Origin of the sequence: Ancylobacter novellus DSM 506, from assembly GCF_000092925.1 — a bacterium.
GTDB classification, from domain to species: Bacteria; Pseudomonadota; Alphaproteobacteria; order Rhizobiales; family Xanthobacteraceae; genus Ancylobacter; species Ancylobacter novellus.
The window spans coordinates 1956308-1981767 of sequence record NC_014217.1 but is presented as its reverse complement, the minus strand read 5'-3'; the positions used below and the strand labels follow the sequence as shown (position 1 = coordinate 1981767).

Sequence of the window (25460 nt, the reverse complement as noted above, 5' to 3'; positions counted from 1 at the left end):
TGTCGCTCCGGCAACAGTGTCACGCATTCGCAACCATAAGAGCAGCCGGAGGGCCTTGGTGCCGCGAAGCCGCCACAAACCGGCACGAAATCCGACGGATAGACGGGGGATAGTAGTGTCCGGGTGCCGTTACCCGAGTGAAACCTCCGCGCCGGGATGCGTGAAGTACAAATGGACGTCAGGACCATCATCGACAAGCGGAACCTGCCGAGCCGCCATGTGACCGAAGGTCCGGCGCGCGCTCCGCATCGCTCCTATCTCTATGCGATGGGCCTGACCAAGGAGCAGATCCACCAGCCGCTGGTAGGCGTCGCCTCCTGTTGGAACGAGGCCGCTCCCTGCAACATCTCGCTGATGCGCCAGGCGCAGGCGGTGAAGAAGGGCGTCGCTTCCGCCGCCGGCACCCCGCGCGAGTTCTGCACCATCACCGTCACCGACGGCATCGCCATGGGGCACGAGGGCATGAAGGCCTCGCTCGCCTCGCGCGAGGTGATCGCCGACTCGGTCGAGCTCACCATGCGCGGCCATTCCTATGACGCGCTGATCGGCATCGCCGGCTGCGACAAGTCGCTGCCAGGCATGATGATGGCCATGCTGCGCCTCAACGTGCCGTCCATCTTCATCTATGGCGGCTCGATTCTGCCCGGTTCCTTCCGCGGCCAGCCGGTCACGGTGCAGGACATGTTCGAGGCGGTCGGCAAGCACTCGGTCGGGCTGATGTCCGACGAGGACCTCGACGAGATCGAGCAGGTCGCGTGCCCCTCGGCGGGCGCCTGCGGCGCCCAGTTCACCGCCAACACCATGGCGACTGTTTCCGAGGCGATCGGCCTGGCGCTGCCCTATTCGGCCGGCGCGCCGGCGCCTTACGAGATCCGCGACAAGTTCTGCGCCGCGGCCGGCGAGCAGATCATGGATCTCCTCGCCCGCAACATCCGCCCGCGCGACATCGTCACCCGCAAGGCGCTGGAGAATGCCGCGACCGTGGTCGCCGCCTCGGGCGGCTCGACCAATGCGGCGCTGCACCTGCCGGCCATGGCGCATGAGGTCGGCATCAAGTTCGACCTGTTCGACGTCGCCGAGATCTTCCGGCGCACGCCCTATATCGCCGACCTCAAGCCCGGTGGGCGCTACGTCGCCAAGGACATGTTCGAGGCCGGCGGCATCCCGCTGCTGATGAAGACGCTGCTGGAGCACGGCTACCTGCACGGCGACTGCATGACGGTGACGGGCCGCACCATCGCCGAGAACATGGCCTCGGTGAAGTGGAACCCGCACCAGGACGTGGTGCGCCCGGCCAACGATCCGATCACCGCCACCGGCGGCGTGGTCGGCCTCAAGGGCAATCTCGCGCCCGACGGCGCCATCGTGAAGGTGGCGGGGCTGAAGAACCAGAAATTCACCGGGCCGGCCCGCTGCTTCGACGGCGAGGAGGCCTGCTTCGAGGCGGTGACCAAGCGCGCCTATAAGGAAGGCGACGTGCTGGTCATCCGCTATGAGGGGCCGAAGGGCGGCCCCGGCATGCGGGAGATGCTCTCCACCACCGCCGCGCTCTACGGGCAGGGCGTGGGCGACAAGGTGGCGCTCATCACCGACGGACGCTTCTCCGGCGCCACGCGGGGCTTCTGCATCGGCCATGTCGGGCCGGAGGCGGCGGTCGGCGGCCCGATCGGGCTGATCCGCGACGGCGACATCATCACCATCGACGCAGTAGAGGGCACGCTGGACGTGGCGCTCTCGGACGAGGAACTCGCCGCCCGCAAGGCGGAATGGGCGCCGCGTCCCTCGCCCGTCGGCTCGGGGGCCATCTGGAAGTTCGCGCAGGCCGTGGGGCCCGCCCGTGACGGGGCGGTCACTCATCCGGGCGGCGCGGCCGAGACGACGTGCTATGCGGATATCTGACCGAGTTCTCCTGGCCAGCGTTCTGGCCTTCTTCGCCGTCGCGCCGGCCGCGGCGTTCGACGGCACGCCCGGCGGCGGAGGCAACGCCGCGGCGCCGACCATCCTGTCGCCGACCGGCAAGCCGCGCTCGGTGGAGGAATTCGTGCGCTTCGGCGCGCAGGCGCTGCGCTCGGGCGAGACCGAGAAGGGCATCGATTCGCTGCGCTACGCGGCCGACCAGGGCCATGCCGGCGCGCAGTGGAAGCTCGGCCGCATGTATGCGGAAGGCGAGGGCGTCGAGCGCAACGACATCAAGGCGTTCGAATATTTCAGCCAGATCGCCAACATGCACGCCGACGACAATCCGGCCTCGCCGGAGGCGCGCTTCACTGCCGACGCCTTCGTGGCGCTCGGCGGCTACTATCTGGTCGGCATCCCCAACAGCAAGGTCCGCCGCGACCCTACCCGGGCGCGCGACATGTTCGCCTATGCGGCTTCCTATTTCGGCGACCCGGATGCGCAGTACCACCTCGCGCGTCTCTATATCGACGGCGACGGCGTGGAGCGCGACCCGCGCTTCGCCGCCCGCTGGCTGGGCCTCGCTGCCCATAAGGGCCAGTACCAGGCGCAGGCGGCGCTCGGCGGGCTGCTGTTCAAGGGTGACGACGGCATTCCCCGCCAGGCGGCACGCGGGCTGATGTGGCTCACCGTCGCGCGCGACTCGGCGGCCGGTCCGGACGACAAATGGGTGGTCGACCTCTACGACGATGCCTTCGCCGGCGCGAATGCCGACGAGCGCGCCATGGCGCTGGTCTATCTAGAGCAATATATGAAGACGCGGCGCTAAGTTGCGCTGAAATCATGCCTTGTAGGCGAGATCAACCCAGACCGGCACATGGTCTGAGGGCTTCTCCCAAGCCCGCACATGCTTGTCGATGCCGACCGCCTTGAGCCGGTCGGCGGCCTGCGGCGACAGCAGCAGGTGGTCGATGCGGATGCCGTTGTTCTTCTGCCAGGCGCCGGCCTGATAATCCCAGAAGCTGTAGAGGCCCGGCTCGTCGGTAGTGGCGCGCACCGCCTCGGTCATGCCGAGATGGATCAGCTCGCGGAAGGCCGAGCGGGTCTGCGGCAGGAACAGCGCGTCGTTCACCCAGGCGGCCGGGTTGGCGGCGTCCACGGGTTCGGGGATGACGTTGTAGTCGCCGCAGACGATGAGCGGCTCCTCATAGGCGAGGCGGTTGGCGACATGCGCCTTGAGCCGCTTCATCCAGTTGAGCTTGTAGGGGTACTTCTCCGTGTCGACCGGATTTCCGTTCGGCAGATAGATGCCGCAGATGCGCGCGACGCCCTCGGGCGTCGAGACCACCACCTCGATGAAGCGCGACTGGACGTCCTCATCGTCGCCCGGCAGGCCGGAGGAGACCTCGTCGAAGGGCAGGCGCGAGAGCACGGCGACGCCGTTGAAGCCCTTCTGGCCGTGCACGGCGACATTGTAGCCGAGGGATTCGAACGCCTCGCGCGGGAACGCCTCGTCGACGCATTTGATCTCCTGCAGGCAGACCACGTCCGGCCGGGTCTCGCCGAGCCAGGCAACCGCGTGCTCCAGCCGCTGCTTGACCGAATTGACGTTCCAGGTGGCGATGCGCATGCGCGAAGGTCCGTTCGTGGCTAGGCAAATCAGGCCGCCAGCATGCCGCCTCGCCGGATGCGGTGCAAATGCTCCGGCGTACTCAGTGCGCAGCGCGGCGGCGGATCTTCTGGTCGCTGACGCAATAGCGACCATGCTGGTAGGCGCCGTCGGTAAGCCCGCGGTCAAGCCAGCCGAACGCATGGGCGAGGGCGGCGCGCAGGGAGAGAAGGATCATCGTAGGCTCCATCGGCCGGGATCGGCCGTTACCGATCAATATCGGCAGCCGCGCATCAGGGTTCGATTGGAAACGCCCGTCAGCGCCATAAAATGTCGGTAAAGACCGTGCCCGCTCAGAGCACCGGCAGCAGCCGGCGCACGATGAGCGCGGAGGAGAGCGCCACCTCGTCGACGAACTGCTTGAAGTCGAAGTGTGATTCGCTCCCCGCGAGGTCGGAGAGCGCCCGCACCACCAGCCACGGCACGCCGAAGGCGGTGCAGGCCTGCGCCATCGCCGCGCCCTCCATCTCCACCGCCGCGCCGCCGAGCTCGCGGAACAGCCGCTCGCGCAGCGTCTCGGAATTGACGAACTGGTCGCCGGTCAGCACGCGCCCGTAATGCAGCCGCGGCGGCTGCCCGTCCGTGCGGGCCGAGAGTGGCGTGAGGACGAAATCGGCCAGCGCCGCGCGCACCCGCTCGATCAGCTCGCTCTCGGCGGCGTGGCCGAGGTCCTCGTGCGGGCTGAAGAAGGGCAGGTGGCCGGCCTGGTAGACGAAAAAGCCTTCCTCCGAGGTGTAGCCGGCGTCGTGCTGCACCACATGGTCGGCGATCACCACGTCGCCGATGGAAAGGGCCGGGTCGAGCCCGCCGGCGATGCCGGAGAACAGCACCATGCGGCAGTCGAAGCGCTCGATCAGCAGCGTCGCGGCGATAGCGGCGTTGACTTTGCCCATGCCGGCCTGCGCCAGCACCACCTCATGGCCGTCGAGCCGGCCGGCATGGAAGATCATGCCGGCGCGTTCGGTGGTCACCGTTGCCGTGAGGTTGTCGGCGAGGAAGGCGAGCTCCTGCGGCAGGGCGCAGAGCACGCCGATCGGACGCATTTTCAGAGCGCGAAGCTGGTGCCGCAGCCGCAGGAAGCGGTGGCGTGCGGATTCTCGATGCGGAACGAGGCGCCGATCAGGTCGTCGACGAAGTCGATATGCGAGCCCGACATATATTCGAGCGAGACCGGGTCGATCACCACCGTGGCCGCGCCCTCGGTCAGCACGAGGTCGTCGGCCTCGCGCTCGCGGGTGATGTCGAACTTGTACTGGAAGCCCGAGCAGCCGCCGCCCTCGACGCTGACGCGCAGCATGGCGTCAGCCGGCTCGCCGCTGAGAATCTCGGCGATACGGCGCGCGGCGCTGGCGGTAACGCCGACCGGGTGGAGGGAATCGGGAGTGATCGAAGGGCTTGCGCTCATGTCGCGGGACTTCGAGTTGAATATGACCTGCCTCAATAGTTAAGTGCTGCCGCCCCCGAGTCAAAGGGGGCATTTCGCAGGGCTCGCATTCATTCGAGGAGGGACGCGCATGGCGGTGGCCGGAGCTGAGCCGCGCGCGCCCTGGGCATCGAAGGCGGAGGAGAGCCGCGGCCGGCTCTATCCCGAGCCCGGTGGCGACGCCCGCAGCGCCTTCCGCCGCGACGCCGACCGCATCATCCATTCCAGCGCCTTCCGCCGCCTCGCCTACAAGACGCAGGTCTTCGCCCATCACGAGGGCGATCATTACCGCACCCGACTCACCCATACGCTCGAGGTGGTGCAGGTGGCGCGCTCCATCGCCCGCGCGCTCGGCCTCGACGAGGACCTGAGCGAGGCGCTGGCGCTCGCACATGACCTCGGCCATCCGCCCTTCGCCCATGCCGGCGAGCGGGTGCTCGACGCCTGCATGGCGACCTATGGCGGCTTCGACCACAACGCGCAGTCGCTGCGCGTCGTCACAAGGCTGGAGAATCGCTACCCCGATTTCGACGGGCTGAACCTCTCCTGGGAGGTCCACGAGGGGATCGTGAAGCATAACGGCCCGCAGCAGGGCGCGTTGCCCCATGCCGTCGCCGTGCATGCCGAGCGGCAGGATCTGTGGCTGTGGAGCTGGCCCTCGGCCGAGGCGCAGGTCGCGGCCATCGCCGACGACATCGCCTATGACGTTCACGACCTCGACGACGGGCTGCGCGCCGGCCTGTTCGGCACGGAGGAGCTGACCGTCCTGCCGCTGGTCGGTGGCATCATCGCCGGGATCGAGGAGCGCTGGCCGGCGATGGATCGCGCTCGCTTCATCCACGAGCTCGGCCGTCGCATGATCACCGCGCTGATCAACGACGTGGTGGCGGAGACCCGCCGGCGGATCGCCATCGCCCGGCCCGCCGACGCGGATGCCATACGCCGGCTCGGCGCGCCGATGGTCGGCTTCTCCGAGGCGACGGCGCAGGCGGAGCGGGCGGTTAAAGCCTTCCTGTTCCCGCACATGTACCGCCACCCGCGCGTGATGAGCGAGATGGAGGCGGCCGGCGACGTGGTGCGCGATCTGTTCCGGCGCTACATGGCCGACACGAGCGCGCTGCCGGAGGAATGGCGCGCCAGCGTGGAAGGCCGGGCCGAGGCGGCGCGGGCGCGGCGTATCGCCGATTTCCTCGCCGGCCAGACCGACCGCTACGCGCTGGCCGAGTATGCCCGGCTCTTTGACAGGGCACCGGAACTGCGGTAGCGGCAGCGGCCCTTGTCGGGCCTGCCTGCCGGAGTTTCTCGCCATGAATCTGTTCGCGATCTTCGCCGATCACGTCCGCGACGCCGTCGCCCAGCTGGCCACTGAGGGGGCAGTTCCCGCCGGCATTGACACCACGCGCGTGGTGGTGGAGCCGCCGCGCGACGCGAGCCATGGCGACCTCGCCACCAATGCGGCGATGGTGCTGGCCAAGGACGCCGGAATGAAGCCGCGCGAGCTGGCGGACAAGCTGACGGCCAAGCTCGCTGCGCTTCCCGGCGTGGCGAAGGTCGATGTCGCCGGCCCCGGCTTTATCAACATCGCGCTCGATGGCTCCTACTGGCCGCGCATCCTCGCTGCCGTGCTCAATGCCGGCCGCGACTATGGCCGCACCGATGCCGGTGCCGGCCAGAAGATCAACGTCGAATATGTCTCCGCCAACCCCACCGGGCCGATGCATGTCGGCCATTGTCGCGGCGCGGTGTTCGGCGACGCGCTCGCCAACCTGCTCGCCTTCGCCGGCTGGAAGGTGACGCGCGAGTACTACATCAACGATGCCGGCGCGCAGGTCGACGTGCTCGCCCGTTCCGCCTTCCTGCGCTACCGCGAGGCCCTGGGCGAGACGATCTCGATCCCGGAAGGGCTCTATCCTGGCGACTATCTCGTGCCGGTCGGCAAGGCGCTGGTGGCCAAGTACGGCCGCACCATGCTCGACAGGAGCGAGGCGGAATGGCTGCCGGCGGTGCGCAAGGCGGCCATCGACGCCATGATGGCGATGATCCGCGACGACCTCGCCGCGCTGAACATCCACCACGACGTGTTCTTCTCCGAGCGTACGCTGCATGCCCGCCCGGACGGGCAGCCGAGCATCATCGACCGGCTGCTGGACGAGTTGCGCGCTCGCAACCTCGTCTATGAGGGCCGGCTGCCGCCGCCCAAGGGCCAGCCGATCGAGGACTGGGAGGATCGCGAGCAGACGCTGTTCCGCGCTACCGATTTCGGCGACGACGTCGACCGTCCGCTGATGAAGTCGGACGGCGCCTACACCTATTTCGCCGCCGACATCGCCTACCACAAGGACAAGTACGACCGCGGCTTCAAGCGCATGATCGACGTCTGGGGCGCTGACCATGGCGGCTACGTCAAGCGCATGCAGGCGGCGGTGAAGGCGGCGAGCGGCGGCGAAGCCAGCCTCGACGTCGAGCTGTGCCAGCTGGTGCGCCTCCTGCGCGCCGGCGAGCCGGTAAAGATGTCGAAGCGGGCAGGGGACTTCGTCACCCTGCGCGAGGTGGTCGACGAGGTGGGGCGCGACGCGGTGCGCTTCATGATGATCAACCGCAAGAACGACGCCGTGCTTGACTTCGATCTCGCCAAGGTGATCGAGCAGAGCCGCGACAACCCGGTCTTCTATGTCCAGTACGCCCATGCACGGGCGAGCTCGATCCTGCGCAACGCCAAGGAAGCCTTCACCGACCTGCCGGCAGAGGCCGCCGCTTTCGCCAGCGCCGAGCTGACGCTGCTGGAGGACGAGGGAGAGATCGCGCTCATCAAGCTGATAGCCAGCTATCCGCGTATCGTCGAGCAGGCGGCGGCCGCGCGCGAGCCGCACCGGCTGGCATTTTACCTCTACGATTTGGCCAGTGCCCTGCACGCACAGTGGAATCGCGGGAAAGACCTGCCACATTTACGCTTCATTATCGAAGATGATCGAAAATCAACTTATGCGCGGCTGGCGCTTGTGCACGCCGTCGCGCTGATCATCGCTTCAGGACTTTCGATCCTCGGAGTCGGTGCTCCCGAAGAAATGCGGTGAGCGTGTCGCGCGACAGAACGTTCGGCCTGCCGCCGCTGTGATGCCGTCCGCTCCGGGCGGTGGTGTGTAACGGCGCAGCGAACAGGTTCTGTGATATGGGCAATGAAACCGTGCGCAATCGGCAGGAAGTCCCGGCCGAGGATCCGCTTGCCGAGCTTGCCCGCCTGATGGGGCAGGAAGACGAGTTCGCCGATTTGCTGCGCCAGTCCGAGGCTGCCCGCCGGCCGGCGGCGCCTGCGCCGCAGTCGGCCGCGCCACGCCCCCAGCCTTATTCGCCGGCGCCGCGTCCCGCTGTGCCGCGTAATCCCGAGCCGGGGCGTCCCACGCCGGGCTCCTTCGCCGCGCTGGCGGCCGAAGTCTATAGCGAGGGCGCGCCGCGTCCTGCCGCGCCGACGCCGCGTCATTCCATCGAGGATGCGGCGCGCGAGGCCAATCGTAGCTTCAGCCGCCCCGAGGCGCCGCGCCCTTCGTCGCCGCCTTCGCCGGAGGCCCGTTCCGCTGAGCCGCGGGCACCCTATGTGCCGCCGCGCCCGCAGCCCATCGAGCCGCCGCGCCGTCCCCCGGTCGCTCCGTCGCATACCGCGGCGGGCGAGACGGTGGCGCGTGCGCCCATGGCGCCTGCCGGAGAATCGATGCGTCCGGCGCCGCGGCCTGAGGCGCCGCGCCCGCAGCCGCCGCGCGCCGAGGCCGTCCGTCCGGAAGCCCCCCGTCCGCCTCAGCGCGCCGACGTGCCGCAGGAGCCCGCGGAAGCGGAATCGCGCCTGCCGTCCTGGATGGCGCGCGCTGCCGCCAACAATGCCGAGCAGGCTGCCGCCAAGGCTCCGCCCCAGGGTGCTCCGGCCGCCCCCTCGGCTCCGCAGGCGCGGCAGTTCGATCTGGACGAGGACGCCTACGATTATGGCCGCTCGGCCGCCGACTATGAGGGCGAGGCCGGGGAGGTCTATGAGGACGATATCGGGACCGACGCGCCGGAGCGGCGCGGTCGCCGCCGCCTGCTGCTGATCGGCGGGCTGATGGTCGCCGCCGTCGCCGTTACGGCCGGCGCCTATGTCGTGCTCATGCGGCCGCAGGGCGCTTCCGGCCCTTCGGGCGAGCCGCCGGTGATCCGCGCCGAGCAAGGCCCGAACAAGGTCACCCCGGCCCAGCCGGCCCAGGAGCAGCAGGCCAGTGACGGCCAGAAGCTGATCTATGACCGCGTCGGCGGCAACGCCACCACCGGCAACGAGCAGGTGGTTTCCAGCGAGGAGCAGCCGGTCGACGTCTCGCAGGCGGCGCAGCCGCAGCAGCCGCGGGTGATCCAGACCACGCCGTCGCAGTCTTCCACGCCGGCCAACTCCGCCGAGCCGAAGCGCGTGCGCACGCTCACCGTGCGCGCCGACGGCACCGTCGTCCCCGACGATTCCGCGCCGGCCCCGACGCCGGTCGCGCCGACTTCGCTCTCCTCGTCCGGCCAGTCGGCGGTCTCCACCCCGATTCCGCTGAACACCGGCACCGGCGCCCCGGTCTCGACCAACCCGACGCCGCTCGCGGCCACCCCGTCGATCGTCGACAACGTGAAGTCCTCGGATCGCGTGGCGGCGGCGCCGACGCCGGCCCCCGCGGCCGCTCCGGCTCCGGCTCCGGCGGCCCCGGCGAGCCCGGCGGCGGCACCCGCGGCGGCAGCGGCGGGCGCCTATGTGGTGCAGATCGCCTCGGTCCGCTCGGAAGCGGAGGCGCAGGCGACCTGGCGCTCGATGCAGGGCAAGTATCCCGGCCTCCTGAGCAACCAGCCCTTCTCGGTGAAGCGCGCCGATCTCGGCGACCGCGGCGTCTACTACCGAGCCCAGGTCGGCTCGTTCAGCGGCCGCGACGATGCGGTGAAGCTGTGCGAGGCGCTGCGCGCCCAGGGCGGCGACTGCATGGTCCAGCGTAACTGATCCAGTCATGACCGCTCCGCTGGCGCCCCGCGCCTTCATCACCGGCTGCGCCGGCCTCGTGCTCACGCCGGAGGAAGAGGATTTCCTTCGGCAGTCCGCCCCCTGGGGGCTCATCCTGTTCCGCCGCAACGTCGATACGCCTGCGCAGGTGGCGGCGCTGGTCGCTTCTTTCCGCGCCGTCGTCGGCCGCGACGACGCGCCGGTGCTGATCGACCAGGAAGGGGGGCGGGTGCAGCGCCTAGGCCCGCCGCACTGGCCGAAATACCCGCCGGCGGAGGTCTTCGCCCGCCGTGCCGAGGCTGGCGATGCGGAGGGCGCCGCGCAGGCGGCCCGGCTCGGTGCCCGGCTGATAGCGGACGATCTGGCAATCCTCGGCATCAATGTCGATTGCGTGCCCTGCGCCGATCTGCGCCTGCCGGAAGGCCACGGCATCATCGGCGACCGCGCCTATGGTTCGACCCCGGCGCAGGTGGCGCATCTCGCCCGCGCCGCTGCGGAAGGGCTGATGGAGGGCGGCGTTCTGCCCGTGCTCAAGCACATCCCCGGCCATGGCCGCGCCCGCGCCGACAGCCATGAGAGCCTGCCGGTGGTCGAGACTTCCCGCGAGGAACTGGAGGCGACGGATTTCGAGCCGTTCCGCCTGCTCGCCGACCTGCCGCTCGGCATGACCGCCCATGTCGTCTACGCCGCCATCGACGCGGAGCACCCGGCGACCACCTCAAGGCGCGTCATCGACGAGGTCATACGCGGTCATATCGGCTTCAACGGCGCGCTGATGAGCGACGACCTCTCCATGGGCGCGCTGGCCGGCTCGCTGGCGGGCCGCGCCGAAGCGGCGTTTGCCGCCGGCTGCGACCTCGCGCTGCACTGCAATGGTCGGCTCGATGAGATGGTCGAGGTGGCCTCCCGCTCGCCCCAGCTCGACGGTGAGGCGGCACGCCGTTGCGCGCAGGCGCTGGCGCGGTTGCATCCGGCCGCCCAGATCGCGCAAGGTGAGGCGCGCGCGCGTTTTTCGGATATGATCGCGGCGTCCTGAACGCCAGCCGCGGTCCGCAATGGTTCAAAGCCAGTTCTCCTTCGAAGCCGATGCCGTGCGCCAGGCGGGCGACCCCGCTCTGGTGGTCGACGTCGACGGCTTCGAGGGACCGCTCGACCTGCTGCTGGCGCTGGCGCGCACCCAGAAGGTGGACCTCTCGCGCATCTCCATCCTTGAGCTCGCCGAGCAGTACCTCGTCTTCGTCGAGGAAGCGCGGCGGATCCGGCTGGAGCTTGCCGCCGACTATCTCGTCATGGCGGCGTGGCTCGCCTATCTGAAATCGCGCCTCCTGCTGCCCGAGCCGCCGAAGGAGGAGGGGCCGAGCGCCTCTGACCTCGCCGCCGACCTTGCCGAGCGGCTGCGCAGGCTTGAACGCATCCGCGGCGCCGCGGCCCATCTCGCCACCCGCGACCGCATCGGCCACGAGGTCTTCGCGCGCGGCGCGCCCGAGCCGCTGGAGCGGGCCGGCCCGGTCGTCTACGAGGCGACGCTCTACGACCTGCTCGCCGCCTATGGCGCGCAGCGCCAGAAGCTGGCGCTGTCGCAGGTGCGCTTCCCGCCGCGCAACGTGATCTCGCTGGCCGAGGCGCGCGAGCGGCTGGAGCGGCTGATCGGTCGCCTCGCGCTGCATGGCGAATGGGCGCGGCTCGACGGCTTCCTGCTGAACTGGATCGCCGACCCGAAGATGCGGGCCACCGCGCTCGCCTCCGGCTTCTCGGCCACGCTGGAGATGGTGCGCGAGGGGCTGATCGACGTGCAGCAGGACGACGCCTTCGCGCCGATCTGGATCCGCAGTCGCGGTGGCGACGGTGGCTCGGGGGAGGGCGCATGAACGCGGAAGCCGCCCGCAGCGCCGGGACTGTTCCCGAGGACCTCGAACCGGAGACGCATGCCGCCTCGCGTAGCGCGCGCGAGCCGGCGCTGCGGCTGCTTGAGGCGATGCTGTTCGCCGCCGGCGAGCCGCTGGACGAGGCGACCATCGCCGCGAGACTGCCGGAAGGCTCGGACGTGCGGGCGCTGCTGGCCGAGCTTTCCGCCGACTACGCGCCGCGCGGGGTCAACCTCGTGCGTGTCGCCGGCAAGTGGATGTTGCGCACCGCGCCCGACCTCGGCTTCCTGCTCGCCCGCGACAAGCCCGAGCCGCGGCGCCTGTCGCGCGCGGCGCTGGAGACGCTCGCCATCATCGCCTACCACCAGCCGGTCACCCGCGCCGAGATCGAGGAGATACGCGGCGTTTCCACCAACAAGGGTACGCTCGACGTGCTGCTGGCCGCCGGGTGGGTGCGCATGCGCGGGCGCCGGCGCAGCCCCGGCCGGCCGGTGACCTACGGCACCAGCGAGACCTTCCTGGTGCATTTCGGCCTCGACGCCATCGGCGACCTGCCGGGCCTCGACGAATTGCGCGGCACCGGGCTGATTGACGCCCGGGTCTCGGCCGGCATAACCGTGCCGCTGCCGAGCGACGACCCGGCGCTGAAGGATGACGAGGATCCGCTGGAGCCGGAATTCGACCTCTCCTTCTCGCCTGAGCCGGACCAAGGCGATGACGACGAGCGCTGAGCGCGTCCTCCCGCTTCCGCGACAGGAGACCTCCCGCATGTACCAGGCGCCGGCCCGCACCCCCGTCTCGCTGGCGAGCCGCCTGATGCTGGAGGACGTGCGCCACGGCTATGACGAGGTGGAAGCCGTGCGCGGCCTCTCGCTCACCGTCGAGCCGGGCGAGATCGTCTGCCTGCTCGGCCAGTCCGGCTGCGGCAAGACCACCCTGCTGCGCCTCATCGCCGGCATCGAGCGCCCGACCGGCGGGCGAATCCTGCTCGACCGGCAGGTGGTGGCCGGGCCCGGTGCCTATGTGCCGCCGGAGAAGCGCAATATCGGGCTGGTCTTCCAGGACTATGCGCTGTTCCCGCACCTCACCAACGTCCAGAACGTCGCCTTCGGCCTGCGGGCGCTGCAGCCGGCCGAGGCGCACGACGAGGCCATGCGGGCGCTGGCGCGGGTGAGGTTGGAGGAGCACGCGGAAGACTATCCGCACGCCCTGTCGGGCGGCGAGCAGCAGCGCGTGGCGCTCGCCCGCGCGCTCGTGCCGCGCCCCGGCATTCTCCTTATGGACGAACCCTTCTCCGGGCTCGACAGTCGCCTGCGCGGCAGTGTGCGCGCCGAAACGCTGCAGGTGCTGCGCGATGCGCGCGCCACTTCGATCATCGTCACCCACGACCCGGAAGAGGCTATGCGGCTCGGCGACCGCATCGCCCTGATGCGCAAGGGCGAGCTGGTGCAGGTCGGGACTCCAGAGGAGCTCTACCGCCGTCCCGCCGACCTCGAAGTGGCGCGTTTCTTCTGCGAGATCAACGAGGTGGAAGGGATCGTGCGCGGTGGCCGCATTGACACCCCGCTCGGCCGTTTCCCGGCTCCCGGCCTTGCCGAGGGCACGCGGGCGGTGGCCGCCATCCGGCCGCAGGGAATCGACCTCATGGCGCCGGGCTCGGGCGCGCCGGGGCGGGTAGTAGCGCACCGATTCCTCGGCGAACTCGACCTCTACGAGGTGGCGGTGGCCGGCCTCGACCACCCGCTGGTAGCCAGACGCCGCAGCAAGGCAGGATTGTTGCGCGGGCATGACGTCGGCGTGAACGTCGAGCTGGGAGAGGTTCTTGTGTTCGCCACGGGCCGGCCCTAGTGTCCGGCTTTAATTGCGATGCGCGGCCGCGAGGGGCCGGCGGCGTTTCGGACAAGGAGTTCTGGTTATGGGTTCGCTGAGCATCTGGCATTGGATCATCGTTCTGGTGGTCGTGCTGCTCCTTTTCGGTCGCGGCAAGCTGTCGGAGCTGATGGGTGATGCCGCCAAGGGCATCAAGGCGTTCAAGAAGGGCATGGCCGACGACGAGGACACCAAGCCGGCCGAGCCGGTGCGCTCGATCGACCGCCAGCCCAAGGTGGAAGCCGAGCAGACCAAGGTCAGCTGATCCCGCCCGTCGGCCTCTGACCGGGGAGGGCCGCGGAGCGCGGCCCCGTCTTGATGCATGTTTGATATCGGCTGGTCCGAGCTGCTGGTGATCGGCATCGTCGCCCTTGTGGTGATCGGGCCGAAGGAATTGCCGCGCGTCCTGCGTACCGTGGGGCAGGGCATCGGCAAGCTGCGGCGCATGGCCGGCGAGTTCCAGGGCCAGTTCAACGAGGCGCTGCGCGAGGCGGAGCTGTCCGACCTCAAGGACAACGTCGCCTCGCTGAAGAACGATCTCGCCGGGCTGGCGACGGATGCGCGCAACTCGCTGTCCGAGGCGATGCCGACCAATCCGTTGCAGGACATCGAGACCGATCTGAAGGCGCCGACCGGTTCGGTCGAGCGCGGCGATCTGCCGTCGGCCGAGGCGGTGGAGGCGCAGCTGCCGCCGCCGGGCGACCTCGAACCCTATCCTTTCGAGACCATCGAAGAAGAGGTGCGCAGCGCCGCCGCGCAAGTGCCTGCGGAGCCGGGCAAATCCGAGCCGGCCAAGGCCGAGCCGGCGAAAGCCGAAGTGAAGCCCGTCGCCGCCGCGGCCCCGCCGACCAACGCGCCGCCGGCCGCGCCGGAAGCGAAGGTCGAGGCCAAGCCGAAGCGCACCCGCATCGCCGCCAAGCCAGCGGCGGTCCCGCCTGAAGCCGCTCCCAAGCGCGTCGCGCGCAAGCCTGCGGCCTCCAGGGTGGAGCCCGAGATCGCCGAGGCGGTGGCCGCTCTCGATGCGCCGGCGCCGGCTGCCACCAAGCCTGTGAAGACCGTCGCCAAGTCGGCAGCCAAATCGGCGGCCAAGCCGCGCGTCAGGGCGAAGGCGCCGGGCGGCGAAGGACCTGCGGCATGAGCCAGGAAGACATCGACGCGACCAAGGCGCCGCTGATCGAGCACCTGATCGAGCTGCGCGCGCGGCTGATCAAGTCGCTCATCGCCTTCTTCATCGCCTTCTTCGCCTGCTTCATGCTGGGCAAGTTCATCTACAACCTGCTGCTCTGGCCCTATGAGTTCGCGGCCGGCGGCACGGAGCACGTCAAGCTCATCTACACGGCGCCGCAGGAGTTCCTGTTCACCCAGATCAAGCTCGGCATGTTCGGCGCGGCGTTCATCTCCTTCCCGGTGGTGGCGACGCAGATCTACATGTTCGTCGCGCCGGGGCTCTACAGCCACGAGAAGAACGCCTTCCGCCCCTATCTCGTCGCGACGCCGGTCTGCTTCCTGATCGGGGCGGCCTTCGTCTATTTCGTCGCCATGCCGCTGGCGATGACCTACTTCCTCTCCATGCAGCAGATGGCCGGGCCGGATTCGCCGGAAATCTCCATGCTGCCGCAGGTCAGCGAGTATCTGTCGCTGATCATGACGCTGATCTTCGCCTTCGGCATATGCTTCCAGCTTCCGGTGGTCCTGACGCTTCTGGCGCAGATCGGCGTCGTCACCTCCGACCAGCTCAAGCGCTTCCGCCGCTACGCCATCGTTGGCGTCTTCGTGGTGGCGGCGGTGCTGACGCCGCCGGACGTGGTCAGCCAGCTCGGCCTCGCCATCCCGACCCTGCTGCTCTACGAGGTCTCGGTCTATCTGGTGAAGATGATCGAGAAGCGGCGCGCCGCGGCCGAGAGCGCGGAGAGCTCGACGGCCTGACGCTCTTGTCGCCGACGCCGTCATTCGGTAGTCCCCTGCGCAGAACGCAGACGCGAAAGCGAGACTTCCATGCACGACATCAAATGGATCCGCGAGGAGCCGCAGGGCCTCGTCGAGGCGCTGGTGCGGCGCGGCACCGTTGCGGCCGAGGCGAAGACGTTGGTCGACGGCCTGCTGGCGCTCGACGAGCGGCGCCGCTCCGGCATCGTGAAGCTGGAAGAGCTGCAGGCCCGCCGCAACGCTGCCTCCAAGGAGATCGGCGCCGCCAAGAAGGCCGGCGACAATTCCCGCGCGGAATTGCTGATGGCTGAGGTCGCGGCGCTGAAGACTGACATTCCGGCGCTGGAAGGGGACGTGAAGGCGGCCGAGGCCGAACTGAACGGGAAGCTCGCCGCTATCCCGAACGCGCCGCTCGCCATCGTGCCGGACGGCACTGACGAGCACGACAATGTCGAGATCGCCAAGGTCGGCGAGAAGCGCAGCTTGGCGTTCGCCCCGAAGCAGCATTTCGAGCTCGGCGAAGCCCTCGGCCAGATGGACTTCGAGCTGGCCGCCAAGCTCTCGGGCGCCCGTTTCGTCGTCCTGAAGAACAGGCTGGCGCGGCTGGAGCGGGCCATCGGCCAGTTCTTCATCGACACCCATACGGAAGAGCACGGCTACACCGAGGTCGCCCCGCCGATCCTCGTCAATGACGAAGCCATGTTCGGCACGGCGCAACTGCCGAAGTTCCGCAACGACCAGTTCCGCGCCGACGCGATCGTCGAGGCGACCCATGACTGGGACTATTTCCGCGAGAAATATCCCGAACTGCGCGCGACCTGGCGCGACATACTGAATGCTCGGCTCGGCGCCGAGCAGGACAAGGTCGATGGCCTCGTGCACGAACTCTCCGGGCGCCTCTCGACTGAGGACTGGGCGGCGCTGCACGACGCCATGAGTGGGCGCAACCTTTGGCTCATCCCCACCGCCGAGGTGCCGCTGACCAATCTCGTGCGCGAGAGCATCCTCTCCGAGGAGGAACTCCCGCTGCGCTTCACCGCTCTCACCCCCTGCTTCCGCGCGGAAGCGGGATCGGCGGGGCGCGACACGCGCGGCATGATCCGCCAGCACCAGTTCAACAAGGTGGAGATGGTCTCCATCACCACGCCGGAGGCCTCGCTCGACGAGCAGGAGCGCATGCTCGCCTGCGCGCAGGCGGTGCTGAAGAAGCTCGACCTGCACCACCGGGTGGTGACGCTGTGCACGGGTGACATGGGTTTCGCCTCCGCGCGCACCTTCGACATCGAGGTGTGGCTGCCGGGCCAGAACGCCTATCGCGAGATCTCCTCGGTCTCGACCTGCACCGATTTCCAGGCGCGGCGGATGAACGCCCGCTACCGGCCGGCCGGCGCTAAGCAGCCGCGTTTCGTCCACACGCTCAACGGCTCGGGCGTCGCGGTCGGCCGCGCCATGGTGGCGATCCTCGAGAACTACCAGAACGAGGACGGCTCGGTGACGGTGCCGGACGTGCTGGTGCCCTATATGGGCGAGGTGCGGCGGATCGAGCGCGCCTGATCGACACGTCATCCCGGACGGCCGCAGGCCGATCCGGGATTGCGCAAACATCGGAGAGCGATCCCGGCTCTCCGCTGCGCTTCGGCCGGGATGACGACTGGAAAGAAATGTGAGGGGCGAGATGCGCATATTGGTCACCAATGACGATGGCATCCACGCTCCCGGTCTCGATGCCTGCGCGCGCATCGCGCGGGCGCTGTCAGACGACGTCTGGGTGGTGGCACCGGAATTCGACCAGTCCGGCGTGTCGCATTCGCTCTCGCTCTCCGATCCGCTGCGGCTCAGGCAGGTTGAGGAGCGGCGCTTCGCGGTGAAGGGCACGCCGACCGACTGCGTGATCATGGCGGTGCGCCACATCCTCAAGGACGGCAAGCCCGACCTCGTGCTCTCCGGCGTCAATCGCGGGCAGAACGTCGCCGAGGATGTCGGCTATTCCGGCACCGTCGCCGGCGCCATGGAAGGCACTGTGCTCGGCATCCCCTCCATCGCGCTGTCGCAGGCCTATGGCTTCGAGACGAAGCAGGCGCCGCCCTATGACGCCGCCGAGCATTGGGGGCCGAAGGTCATCCGCACGCTGCTGGAGGAGGGGATTCCCGACGGCATACTGGTCAACGTCAACTTCCCCAACCGTCCGCCGGAAGAGGTGTCGGGCATCGCAGTGACCGCGCAGGGACGGCGCAACCAGGACCTGCTGCGCATCGACCAGCGCGCCGACGGGCGCGGCAACCCCTATTACTGGATCGCCTTCGAGAAGCGCATCTTCGAGACCGTGAACGGCTCGGACTTGCACGCGCTCGACCAGGGCTGCATCTCGGTGACGCCGCTGCGGCTCGACATGACAGACGAGCCGATGATGACCAAGCTGGCGCAAGTTTTCCGCCGTTGATCCTTTGGCCGTTGACAACTCCCCGTCCGGTGTTCCGATAGGATGAGGGAGGCCACCGTGACCGAGAGGGATGGGGCGCTGGAGCGCGCCGAGCTGCTGCTGGCGCTGCGCAAGCGCGGCATACGCGACACGATGGTGCTGCGCGCCTTCGAGCAGGTGCCGCGGGACATCTTCGTCGAGCCGGGCTTCCGCGACATCGCCTGGACCGACCAGGCGCTGCCGATCGACTGCGGCCAGACCATCAGCCAGCCGGCGGTCGTCGCGATGATGACCGACGCGCTGGAGCTCAAGCCTTCGCACACCGTGCTGGAAGTCGGCACCGGCAGCGGCTACCACGCCGCCATACTCGGCCATATCGCCGGCCAGGTGGTGAGCGTCGAGCGCTTCCGCACGCTGGCGGAGCTGGCGGCGGGGCGGCTCAAGGAGCTCGGCCTCGACAATGTCGAGGTGTTCATCGCCGACGGCATGCTCGGCTATCCCGCCCGCGCGCCCTTCGACCGCATCGTGCTCAACGCCGCGGTCAGCGAGGTGCCGGAGGTGTTGTTCGAGCAGCTCAAGCCCGGCGGCATCCTCGTCGCGCCGGTCGGGCCGGCGGAGGCGACGCAGACGCTGACGCGCTACCGGAAAGGCGAGGAAGGGCTCGAGAAACGCGAGCTGGGGCTGGTGCGCTTCGTGCCGATGCGGCCCGGCGTGGCCTCGGTGCTGTGAAGGTGCCGTGAATCCGCCATTTTTCCTGACGTGATGCAGATGACTTAAGTCGATGTTTACCTGTACGGGGCATTAATCTGGACGAGTCTAGCGTTCGGGTGTGGTGCGATGCGTAATCTTCTGTCGGCGTCCGGTTCTGGCCCACTGGTGCGGCTTTCCATCGTTGCCCTCTTCGCGAGCGGCGCGGCCGCCTGTAGTTCGGATACATCCCGCTTCAACGATCCCAACACCAATCCGTTCTCGGCGCAGGGCTCTCCGGCCTATACCGGCTCGGTCGCCTCCGCGCCGACCGCGCAGGTGCAGAGCTCGCCGCTCGGTGGGTCGCCCATGGGGGCGCCTTCCAGGCAGGGCGTCGCCTCCGCTTATCCCTCGCCCTACGGTGCGCCGGCTGCTTCCTCGTCGCCCTATGGCGCGCCGCGCCAGCTGGCGAGCGCCACCCCGACCTATACACCTCCGGCCCAGCCGAGCTATGGCGGCACGCAGCCGCTCTACGGCACGAAGCCGCAGCCGCTCGCGGCCGCCGCTCCCGCTGCGCCGCGCGCCGCCGCCGGCGGTGGTCACGTCGTGGCGCCGGGCGAGACGCTGAGCTCCATCGCCCGCACCTATGGCGTGCCACGCGGCACGCTCGCCGCCGCCAACGGCCTCGACATCAATGCGCAGGTGCGCACCGGCCAGAAGCTGACCGTTCCGGGTCCAGGCGCGCCGGTCGTCGCGGCCGCGCCCAAGCCCGTCGCTCCGGCTCCGGCGGTGGTCGCCGCGGCGCCTGCCGCCGCCAAGCCGGCTCCGACGCCTACCGTGATCGCGGCTCCTGCCCCGGTGGCGCAGGCCGCCGCCGAGAAGCCGCAGACCATCGCCGCGGTGAAGCCCTCCGAGACGCCGGACGAGGTGCGCACCAGCGCTGCCGGCCCGCAGTTTCGCTGGCCGGTGCGCGGGCGCGTCATCTCCGGCTACGGCCCGAAGCCCGGCGGCCAGCAGAACGAGGGCATCAACGTCTCGGTGCCGGAAGGCACCTCGGTCAAGGCGGCCGAGGACGGCGTCGTCGCCTATGCCGGCAGCGAGCTCAAGGGCTACGGCAACCTCGTCCTGGTCAAGCACGCCGACGGCTGGGTCACGGCCTACGCCCACAATAGCGAGCTCGACGTGAAGAAGGGCGACACGGTCAAGCGCGGCCAGGTGATCGCCAAGGCCGGCCAGACCGGCAACGTCTCCTCGCCGCAGGTGCATTTCGAGATCCGCAAGGGCTCGCAGCCGGTCGACCCGTCGCAGTACCTCGCCGGCCTCTGAACGCCGCGCCGCAACTATTGCCGGCGCGACGTTCGGACCTTGGCGCCGGTCAGCGCGGGGCGGCAGGCGGCTCGCTGAGCGAAACGCCCAGCCGCCCCGCGACATCCTGCACATATTGCCAGGCGGTGCGGCCCGAGCGCGCGCCGCGCGTGGTCGACCATTCCAGCGCCTCGCGGCGCAGCGTCTCGGCGTCGACCGGCACGCCGAAATGGGCGACATAGCCTTCCACCATGGCCAGATATTCGTCCTGGCTGCACTTGTGGAAGCCGAGCCACAGGCCGAAGCGGTCCGATAGCGAGACCTTCTCCTCCACCGCCTCGCCGGGATTGATCGCGGTCGAGCGCTCGTTCTCCATCATGTCGCGCGGCAGGAGGTGCCGGCGGTTGGAGGTGGCGTAGAAGATGACGTTCTCCGGCCGCCCCTCGATGCCGCCTTCCAGCACCGCCTTGAGCGACTTGTAGGAGGTGTCGTCGGCGTCGAAGGAGAGGTCGTCGCAGAAGACGACGAATCGGTACTGCGACGCCCGCATCAGGCTCATCAGCGCCGGCAGCGTCTCGATGTCCTCGCGGTGGATCTCCACCAGCTTGATCGGCCGCTTGCCTTCACGCCCCATGTCGGCGTTGACCGCGGCGTGGGACGCCTTGACCAGCGAGCTCTTGCCCATGCCGCGCGCGCCCCACAGCAGGGCGTTGTTGGCCGGGAGGCCGCGAGCGAAGCGCAGCGTGTTGTCCATCAGTTGGTCGCGCGTGCGGTCGATGCCCTTGAGCAGCTCCATGTCCACCTTGTTGACGCGCGGCACCGGCTCAAGCCGCTTGTCTTCGGCGTGCCAGACGAAGGCGTCGGCGGCGTCAAAGTCGGCGGTGGCGGCACGCGTCGGCGCGAGGCGTTCCAGCGCGTCGGCGATGCGGGAGAGAACGGCGCCGAGATCGTCCGGGGTATGGGTCATGATGAGGCTCCTTGGCGGAGCCGGAATAGCCATCCGCGGGCGCCGACACAAGCACAACCGTAACGCCGGTTACTCCCTTTCGCAGACGTGACGCAGCGTCGTGCTGTCCGCGTTTGCATTCGGCGGGCGCCTCAGTATAGTCCGCGCCGCTTCGCCGGGCCTTTCGCCCGCCTTCGATCGACGGACAAGGAACCGACATGTTCATCACGCCCGCCTTTGCGCAGGGTGCCCCCACCGCGGGCGGTACCGACATGCTGATGTCGCTGCTGCCCTTCGTGCTGATCTTCGTCATCATGTACTTCCTGATCCTGCGTCCCCAGCAGAAGAAGGTGAAGGCGCACCAGGAGATGGTGAAGAGCGTCCGGCGCGGCGACACGGTCGTCACTTCGGGTGGGCTGATCGGCAAGGTCGCGCGCGTGGTCGACGACAACGAGATCGAGCTGCAGCTCGCCGAAGGCGTGAAGATCCGCCAGCTGCGCGGCATGATCTCGGAGGTTCGCGCCAAGGGCGAGCCGGCCAAGGAAGAGAGCGAGTCCTGACGCTGACCTCTTGCGGCCGCCGAATGGAGAACTCCGTGGCCGGCGGCCGGAAGGAACCACATGCTTTACTTCTCGAAATGGAAGGCCTTCGCGATCCTGGCGGTCTCGGCCATCATCTGCCTGATGGTGGTGCCGAGCCTGCTCCCGCCAAAGGTCTATGACAGCCTGCCGGGCTTCCTCCAGCGCAAGATCGTGCTCGGCCTCGATCTTCAGGGCGGCTCCTACATCGTCCTTCAGGTCGACTCGAACGAGGTGCGCACGGCGCGCCTCGAACAGCTGCGCGACGATGCGCGGCGCGTGCTGCGGGACGCCAAGGTCGGCTATACCGGCCTGAACATCCAGGGCAATTCGGTGCAGGTGCGCATCCGCGACGGCCAGGACGCCGACGCGGCCTTCACCCAGCTGCGCACGCTGGCGCAGCCGATCGGCGGCGCGCTCTCCACGTCCGGGCAGCTCGACACCGACGTCGCGCGCGACGGCAACGTGATCACGCTCACCCCGTCCACGGCGGGGGTGCAGTCGCGCACCATCCAGGCGGTGTCGCAGTCCATCGAGATCATCCGCAAGCGCATCGACCAGCTCGGCACCACCGAGCCGTCGATCCAGCGCCAGGGCGCCGACCGCATCCAGGTGCAGGTGCCGGGCCTGCAGGATCCCTCCCGCCTGAAGGCGCTGCTCGGCCAGACCGCCAAGCTGACCTTCCGCCTCGTCGACAATTCGATGACCGCGCAGCAGGCGCTGCAAGGCCGTCCGCCTGCGGGCACCGAGGTGCTCTATTCCCAGGACAACCCGCCGGTCCCCTACCTGATCGAGCAGCGCGTGCTGGTCGCCGGCGAGGACCTGACGGACGCCCAGCCGGGCTTCGACCCGCAGACCCGCGAGCCGATCGTCACCTTCCGCTTCAACACCAACGGCGCGCGCCGCTTCGCCGAGGCGACGCAGGCCAATGTCGGCCGGCCCTTCGCCATCATCCTCGACAACCACGTCATCTCGGCGCCGGTGATCCGCGAGCCGATCCTCGGCGGCTCCGGCCAGATCAGCGGCAATTTCACGGTCCAGCAGGCGAACGATCTCGCCATCCTGCTGCGCGCCGGCGCGCTGCCCGTGCCGCTGCAGGTGGTGGAGGAGCGTACCGTCGGTCCGGGCCTCGGAGCCGATTCGATCCGCGCCGGCCTCATCGCCTCGATCGTCGGTGCGAGCGCGGTGGCGCTGTTCATGATCGCCACCTACGGGCTGTTCGGCGTCATCGCGGTGGTCGCCGTGGCCATCAACGTCGGCATGATCTTCGGCGTGCTTGCCATGCTGGGCGCGACGCTGACGTTGCCCGGCATCGCCGGCGTGGTGCTCACCGTCGGCATCGCGGTGGATTCCAACGTGCTGATCTATGAGCGCATCCGCGAGGAGGCGAGGGCGGGTCGGTCGGCCATCTCGGCCATCGACGCCGGCTTCACCCGCGCGCTGGCGACCATCCTCGATTCGAACATCACCACCTTCATCGCGGCGGCGGTGCTGTTCTATATCGGCTCGGGCCCGGTGCGCGGCTTCGCCATCACCTTCGGCATCGGCATCATCACCACCGTCTTCACCGCCTTCACGCTGACCCGCCTGATGGCTGCGGTGTGGGTACGCTGGCGCCGCCCCCAGCGCGTGCCGATCTGAGAAAGCGAGCGCCATGCGTCTGCTCCGCATCGTCCCGGACGACACCAATTTCGACTTCATGCGCTTCCGGCGCATCAGCTTCCCGATCTCGGCCGTGCTGTCGATCGTGGCGCTGGTGGCGTTCCTCACGCTCGGCCTGAATTTCGGCATCGACTTCAAGGGCGGCACGCTGCTCGAGGTGCGCTACCCCAACAACACGCTGAACATCGGCGACGTGCGCTCGAAGCTCGAGGCGCTCGAGCTCGGCGAGGTACAGATCCAGGAGATCGGCGGCGACGGCGAGGTGCTGATCCGCGTCGCCCAGCAGCCGGGCGGCGAGCAGGCCCAGCAGGCGGTGGTCGGCAAGGTACGCACCGCGCTCGGCGAAGGGGTCGAGTACCGCCGCGTCGAGGTGGTCGGCCCGCGCGTGTCGCAGGAGCTGCTCAGCTACGGCATCGTCGGCCTGATGCTGGCGGTGTTCTGCATCCTGATCTACCTGTGGTTCCGCTTCGAATGGCAGTTCGCGCTCGGCGCCTCGATCGCCAACTTCCACGACATCGTGCTGACCATCGGCTTCATGTCGATCTTCCAGATCGACTTCGACCTCACGAGCGTCGCCGCGCTTCTGACCATCCTCGGCTATTCGCTGAACGATACCATCGTCATCTATGACCGCATCCGCGAGATGCTGCGGCGCTACAAGAAGATGCCGACGGACGAGCTGCTCAACCACTCGATCAACTCGACGCTGTCGCGCTCGGTCATCACCCATGTGACCGTCACCCTGGCGTTGCTGGCGCTGGTGCTGTTCGGCGGGCGGGCGATCCACTCCTTCTCGGTGACGATGATGTTCGGCGTGGTGCTGGTCGGCACCTACACCTCGATCTTCATCGCCTCGCCGCTGCTGATCTATCTCGGCGTCACCACCCGCACCATGGCGGAGAAGGCCGAGGCGGCGGGACCGAACGCCAAGGCCGAGCGCATCACGCCCTGAGGGCGAGCGAATGGCGACACAGGACGCCCATCTGCCGCGCCAGGTGCCCATAGACGGCTATGGGCGCTGGTCGTTCCACTTCGCCGGCATGGCCTCGGATGGGTCAATCCTCGCGCTGCCCTCCGGCATTCATGCCTGGGCGCCGCGCGTGCCGGCGGAGATCGACGCACAGGCGCTGGCGCCCGTCTTTGCTGAAGCGGCGGCCATCGAGCTATTGCTGATCGGCACCGGCGCGGACCCCTGGCCGATCCCGGACGCGCTGCGCTGGCGGCTGCACGATGCCGGCATCGCTACTGACGCCATGCCCACCAGGGCGGCGGCCTCGACCTATAATGTGCTGCTGGCGGAAGGCCGCGCCGTCGCCGCCGCCCTGCTGGCGGTGCCTTGAGCCGGCGCTACGGACACTCTGGCCATGGACTACGCCGACATCGCCCATTGCACCGAGCTGGTGCGCGAGCTCGACCGCGACCGCTACATCGCCGACCTGTTCGCGCCGGCCGACGAGCGGGGCGCGCTGTTCGCGCTGCACGCCTTCAATGTCGAGATCGCGCGGGTGCGCGAGGCGATCACCAATCCCATGGCGGGCGAGGTGCGGCTGCAATGGTGGAGCGAGGCGCTGATCGGCGGCGCGCGCGGCGACGTGCGGGCAAACCCCGTGGCGGCGGCGCTGCTCGACACCATTCACGCCCATCGCCTGCCGCGCGAGACCTTCTTCGCGTTGCTCGATGCACGCATCTTCGACCTTTATGACGACCCGATGCCGACGGTGAACGACCTCGAAGGCTATGCCGGCGAGACCTCCTCGGCGCTGATAAGGCTGGCGACGCTGGTGCTGTCGAACGGCGAGGGCGTCGATTCGGCCGAGGCGGCGGGCCATGCCGGCGTCGCCTATGCGGTCACCGGCCTATTGCGCGCCTTCCCGATCCACGCCCGGCGCGGGCAATGCTACGTGCCGCTCGACCTGTTGAAGAAGCACGGGCTCACCCGCGACAACGCGGTGTCGGGGCGTGCCAGCCCGGCGCTGAAGGCGGCGCTCGCCGACATGCGGGCGCTGGCGCGGCGCCATTACGAGGCGGCGCTTGCCGCGCTCGCCGGCGTCGATCCGGCCGAGCTGCCCGCCTTCCTGCCGCTGATGCTGGTGCCGGGCGATCTCAGGCGCATGGGGCGGCCGCACGACCCGTTCAAGGCCGTACCGGCGATGCCGCCGCTCGCTCGCCTCTGGCGGCTCTGGCGCGGCGCGTCGGTGCTGCGGAAGGCCGTCGCGGCGCTCTAG

The 25460-nt window shown here is 69.0% G+C and carries 26 protein-coding genes; 21 read left to right on the top strand and 5 right to left on the bottom strand.

The window, feature by feature from the left end; translation table 11 throughout:
* Positions 1-171: 171 nt before the first annotated feature.
* Positions 172-1899, top strand: a complete 1728-nt coding sequence (gene ilvD / locus SNOV_RS09485; protein WP_013166704.1) for a dihydroxy-acid dehydratase — start codon at positions 172-174, stop codon at positions 1897-1899.
* Positions 1886-2725, top strand: coding sequence for a tetratricopeptide repeat protein (locus SNOV_RS09480; RefSeq protein ID WP_013166703.1), 840 nt, complete (start codon positions 1886-1888; stop codon positions 2723-2725). The genes ilvD and SNOV_RS09480 overlap by 14 nt, the downstream gene beginning before the upstream one ends.
* A gap of 12 nt (positions 2726-2737) precedes the next feature.
* On the opposite strand, the gene xth is transcribed toward SNOV_RS09480, so the two are convergent.
* From xth to SNOV_RS09465, 4 genes are all read right to left on the bottom strand, one after another.
* Entirely contained in the window at positions 2738-3526 is a 789-nt protein-coding gene (gene xth, locus SNOV_RS09475; RefSeq protein ID WP_013166702.1) for an exodeoxyribonuclease III, read from the bottom strand.
* Between the two features lie 82 nt (positions 3527-3608).
* Positions 3609-3743 (bottom strand): hypothetical protein, encoded by a 135-nt coding sequence (locus SNOV_RS24220; RefSeq protein ID WP_013166701.1) that lies wholly within the window; start codon positions 3741-3743, stop codon positions 3609-3611.
* A gap of 115 nt (positions 3744-3858) precedes the next feature.
* A complete protein-coding gene (locus SNOV_RS09470) occupies positions 3859-4608 on the bottom strand; it encodes a 5'-methylthioadenosine/adenosylhomocysteine nucleosidase (RefSeq protein WP_013166700.1) in 750 nt (249 codons plus the stop codon).
* Positions 4609-4610: 2 nt separating this feature from the next.
* Complete coding sequence (locus tag SNOV_RS09465; protein ID WP_013166699.1) at positions 4611-4970, bottom strand: HesB/IscA family protein; 360 nt, start codon at positions 4968-4970, stop codon at positions 4611-4613.
* Between the two features lie 109 nt (positions 4971-5079).
* Between SNOV_RS09465 and SNOV_RS09460 the strand changes: the two genes are divergently transcribed.
* The 14 genes from SNOV_RS09460 to SNOV_RS09395 all read left to right on the top strand — a co-directional run bounded on the left by SNOV_RS09460 (position 5080) and on the right by SNOV_RS09395 (position 20070).
* A complete protein-coding gene (locus tag SNOV_RS09460; protein WP_013166698.1) occupies positions 5080-6252 on the top strand; it encodes a deoxyguanosinetriphosphate triphosphohydrolase in 1173 nt (390 codons plus the stop codon).
* A 43-nt stretch (positions 6253-6295) separates the two neighbouring features.
* A complete protein-coding gene (gene argS / locus SNOV_RS09455) occupies positions 6296-8062 on the top strand; it encodes an arginine--tRNA ligase (RefSeq protein WP_013166697.1) in 1767 nt (588 codons plus the stop codon).
* Between the two features lie 95 nt (positions 8063-8157).
* Positions 8158-9978 carry an SPOR domain-containing protein gene (locus tag SNOV_RS09450; RefSeq protein ID WP_013166696.1) on the top strand — a complete coding sequence of 607 codons (1821 nt, stop codon included), beginning with the start codon at positions 8158-8160 and terminating at the stop codon, positions 9976-9978.
* Between the two features lie 7 nt (positions 9979-9985).
* A complete protein-coding gene (gene nagZ, locus SNOV_RS09445; RefSeq protein ID WP_013166695.1) occupies positions 9986-11014 on the top strand; it encodes a beta-N-acetylhexosaminidase in 1029 nt (342 codons plus the stop codon).
* A 19-nt stretch (positions 11015-11033) separates the two neighbouring features.
* Positions 11034-11846, top strand: a complete 813-nt coding sequence (locus tag SNOV_RS09440; protein WP_013166694.1) for a segregation and condensation protein A — start codon at positions 11034-11036, stop codon at positions 11844-11846.
* Positions 11843-12574 carry an SMC-Scp complex subunit ScpB gene (gene scpB, locus SNOV_RS09435; protein WP_013166693.1) on the top strand — a complete coding sequence of 244 codons (732 nt, stop codon included), beginning with the start codon at positions 11843-11845 and terminating at the stop codon, positions 12572-12574. The genes SNOV_RS09440 and scpB overlap by 4 nt, the downstream gene beginning before the upstream one ends.
* A gap of 37 nt (positions 12575-12611) precedes the next feature.
* A complete protein-coding gene (locus tag SNOV_RS09430) occupies positions 12612-13691 on the top strand; it encodes an ABC transporter ATP-binding protein (RefSeq protein WP_013166692.1) in 1080 nt (359 codons plus the stop codon).
* Positions 13692-13758: 67 nt separating this feature from the next.
* Positions 13759-13977 carry a twin-arginine translocase TatA/TatE family subunit gene (locus SNOV_RS09425; protein ID WP_013166691.1) on the top strand — a complete coding sequence of 73 codons (219 nt, stop codon included), beginning with the start codon at positions 13759-13761 and terminating at the stop codon, positions 13975-13977.
* Positions 13978-14034: 57 nt separating this feature from the next.
* On the top strand, positions 14035-14850 hold the full coding sequence (gene tatB / locus SNOV_RS09420; protein ID WP_013166690.1) for a Sec-independent protein translocase protein TatB: 816 nt from the start codon (positions 14035-14037) through the stop codon (positions 14848-14850).
* Positions 14847-15638 (top strand): twin-arginine translocase subunit TatC, encoded by a 792-nt coding sequence (gene tatC, locus SNOV_RS09415; RefSeq protein WP_013166689.1) that lies wholly within the window; start codon positions 14847-14849, stop codon positions 15636-15638. The genes tatB and tatC overlap by 4 nt, the downstream gene beginning before the upstream one ends.
* Positions 15639-15707: 69 nt before the next feature.
* Positions 15708-17192: a serine--tRNA ligase gene (serS, locus tag SNOV_RS09410; protein WP_013166688.1), complete on the top strand. Its 1485-nt coding sequence runs from the start codon at positions 15708-15710 to the stop codon at positions 17190-17192.
* Between the two features lie 121 nt (positions 17193-17313).
* Positions 17314-18078 (top strand): 5'/3'-nucleotidase SurE, encoded by a 765-nt coding sequence (gene surE / locus SNOV_RS09405; RefSeq protein ID WP_013166687.1) that lies wholly within the window; start codon positions 17314-17316, stop codon positions 18076-18078.
* Positions 18079-18135: 57 nt separating this feature from the next.
* Positions 18136-18786 (top strand): protein-L-isoaspartate(D-aspartate) O-methyltransferase, encoded by a 651-nt coding sequence (locus tag SNOV_RS09400; protein WP_013166686.1) that lies wholly within the window; start codon positions 18136-18138, stop codon positions 18784-18786.
* A 108-nt stretch (positions 18787-18894) separates the two neighbouring features.
* Positions 18895-20070 carry a M23 family metallopeptidase gene (locus SNOV_RS09395; protein WP_013166685.1) on the top strand — a complete coding sequence of 392 codons (1176 nt, stop codon included), beginning with the start codon at positions 18895-18897 and terminating at the stop codon, positions 20068-20070.
* Between the two features lie 49 nt (positions 20071-20119).
* Here SNOV_RS09395 and SNOV_RS09390 read toward each other — a convergent pair whose 3' ends face one another.
* On the bottom strand, positions 20120-21016 hold the full coding sequence (locus SNOV_RS09390; protein WP_013166684.1) for an ATP-binding protein: 897 nt from the start codon (positions 21014-21016) through the stop codon (positions 20120-20122).
* 197 nt (positions 21017-21213) lie between these two features.
* Here SNOV_RS09390 and yajC point away from each other — a divergent pair, with 197 nt between their 5' ends.
* From yajC to SNOV_RS09365, 5 genes are read left to right on the top strand one after another with little or no spacing between them, the layout of a single operon-like run.
* Complete coding sequence (gene yajC / locus SNOV_RS09385; protein ID WP_013166683.1) at positions 21214-21555, top strand: preprotein translocase subunit YajC; 342 nt, start codon at positions 21214-21216, stop codon at positions 21553-21555.
* Between the two features lie 60 nt (positions 21556-21615).
* Positions 21616-23214 carry a protein translocase subunit SecD gene (secD, locus tag SNOV_RS09380; RefSeq protein ID WP_013166682.1) on the top strand — a complete coding sequence of 533 codons (1599 nt, stop codon included), beginning with the start codon at positions 21616-21618 and terminating at the stop codon, positions 23212-23214.
* A gap of 13 nt (positions 23215-23227) precedes the next feature.
* Complete coding sequence (secF, locus tag SNOV_RS09375; RefSeq protein ID WP_013166681.1) at positions 23228-24187, top strand: protein translocase subunit SecF; 960 nt, start codon at positions 23228-23230, stop codon at positions 24185-24187.
* A 10-nt stretch (positions 24188-24197) separates the two neighbouring features.
* Complete coding sequence (locus tag SNOV_RS09370) at positions 24198-24575, top strand: Mth938-like domain-containing protein (protein ID WP_013166680.1); 378 nt, start codon at positions 24198-24200, stop codon at positions 24573-24575.
* A gap of 24 nt (positions 24576-24599) precedes the next feature.
* Positions 24600-25460: a phytoene/squalene synthase family protein gene (locus SNOV_RS09365; protein ID WP_013166679.1), complete on the top strand. Its 861-nt coding sequence runs from the start codon at positions 24600-24602 to the stop codon at positions 25458-25460.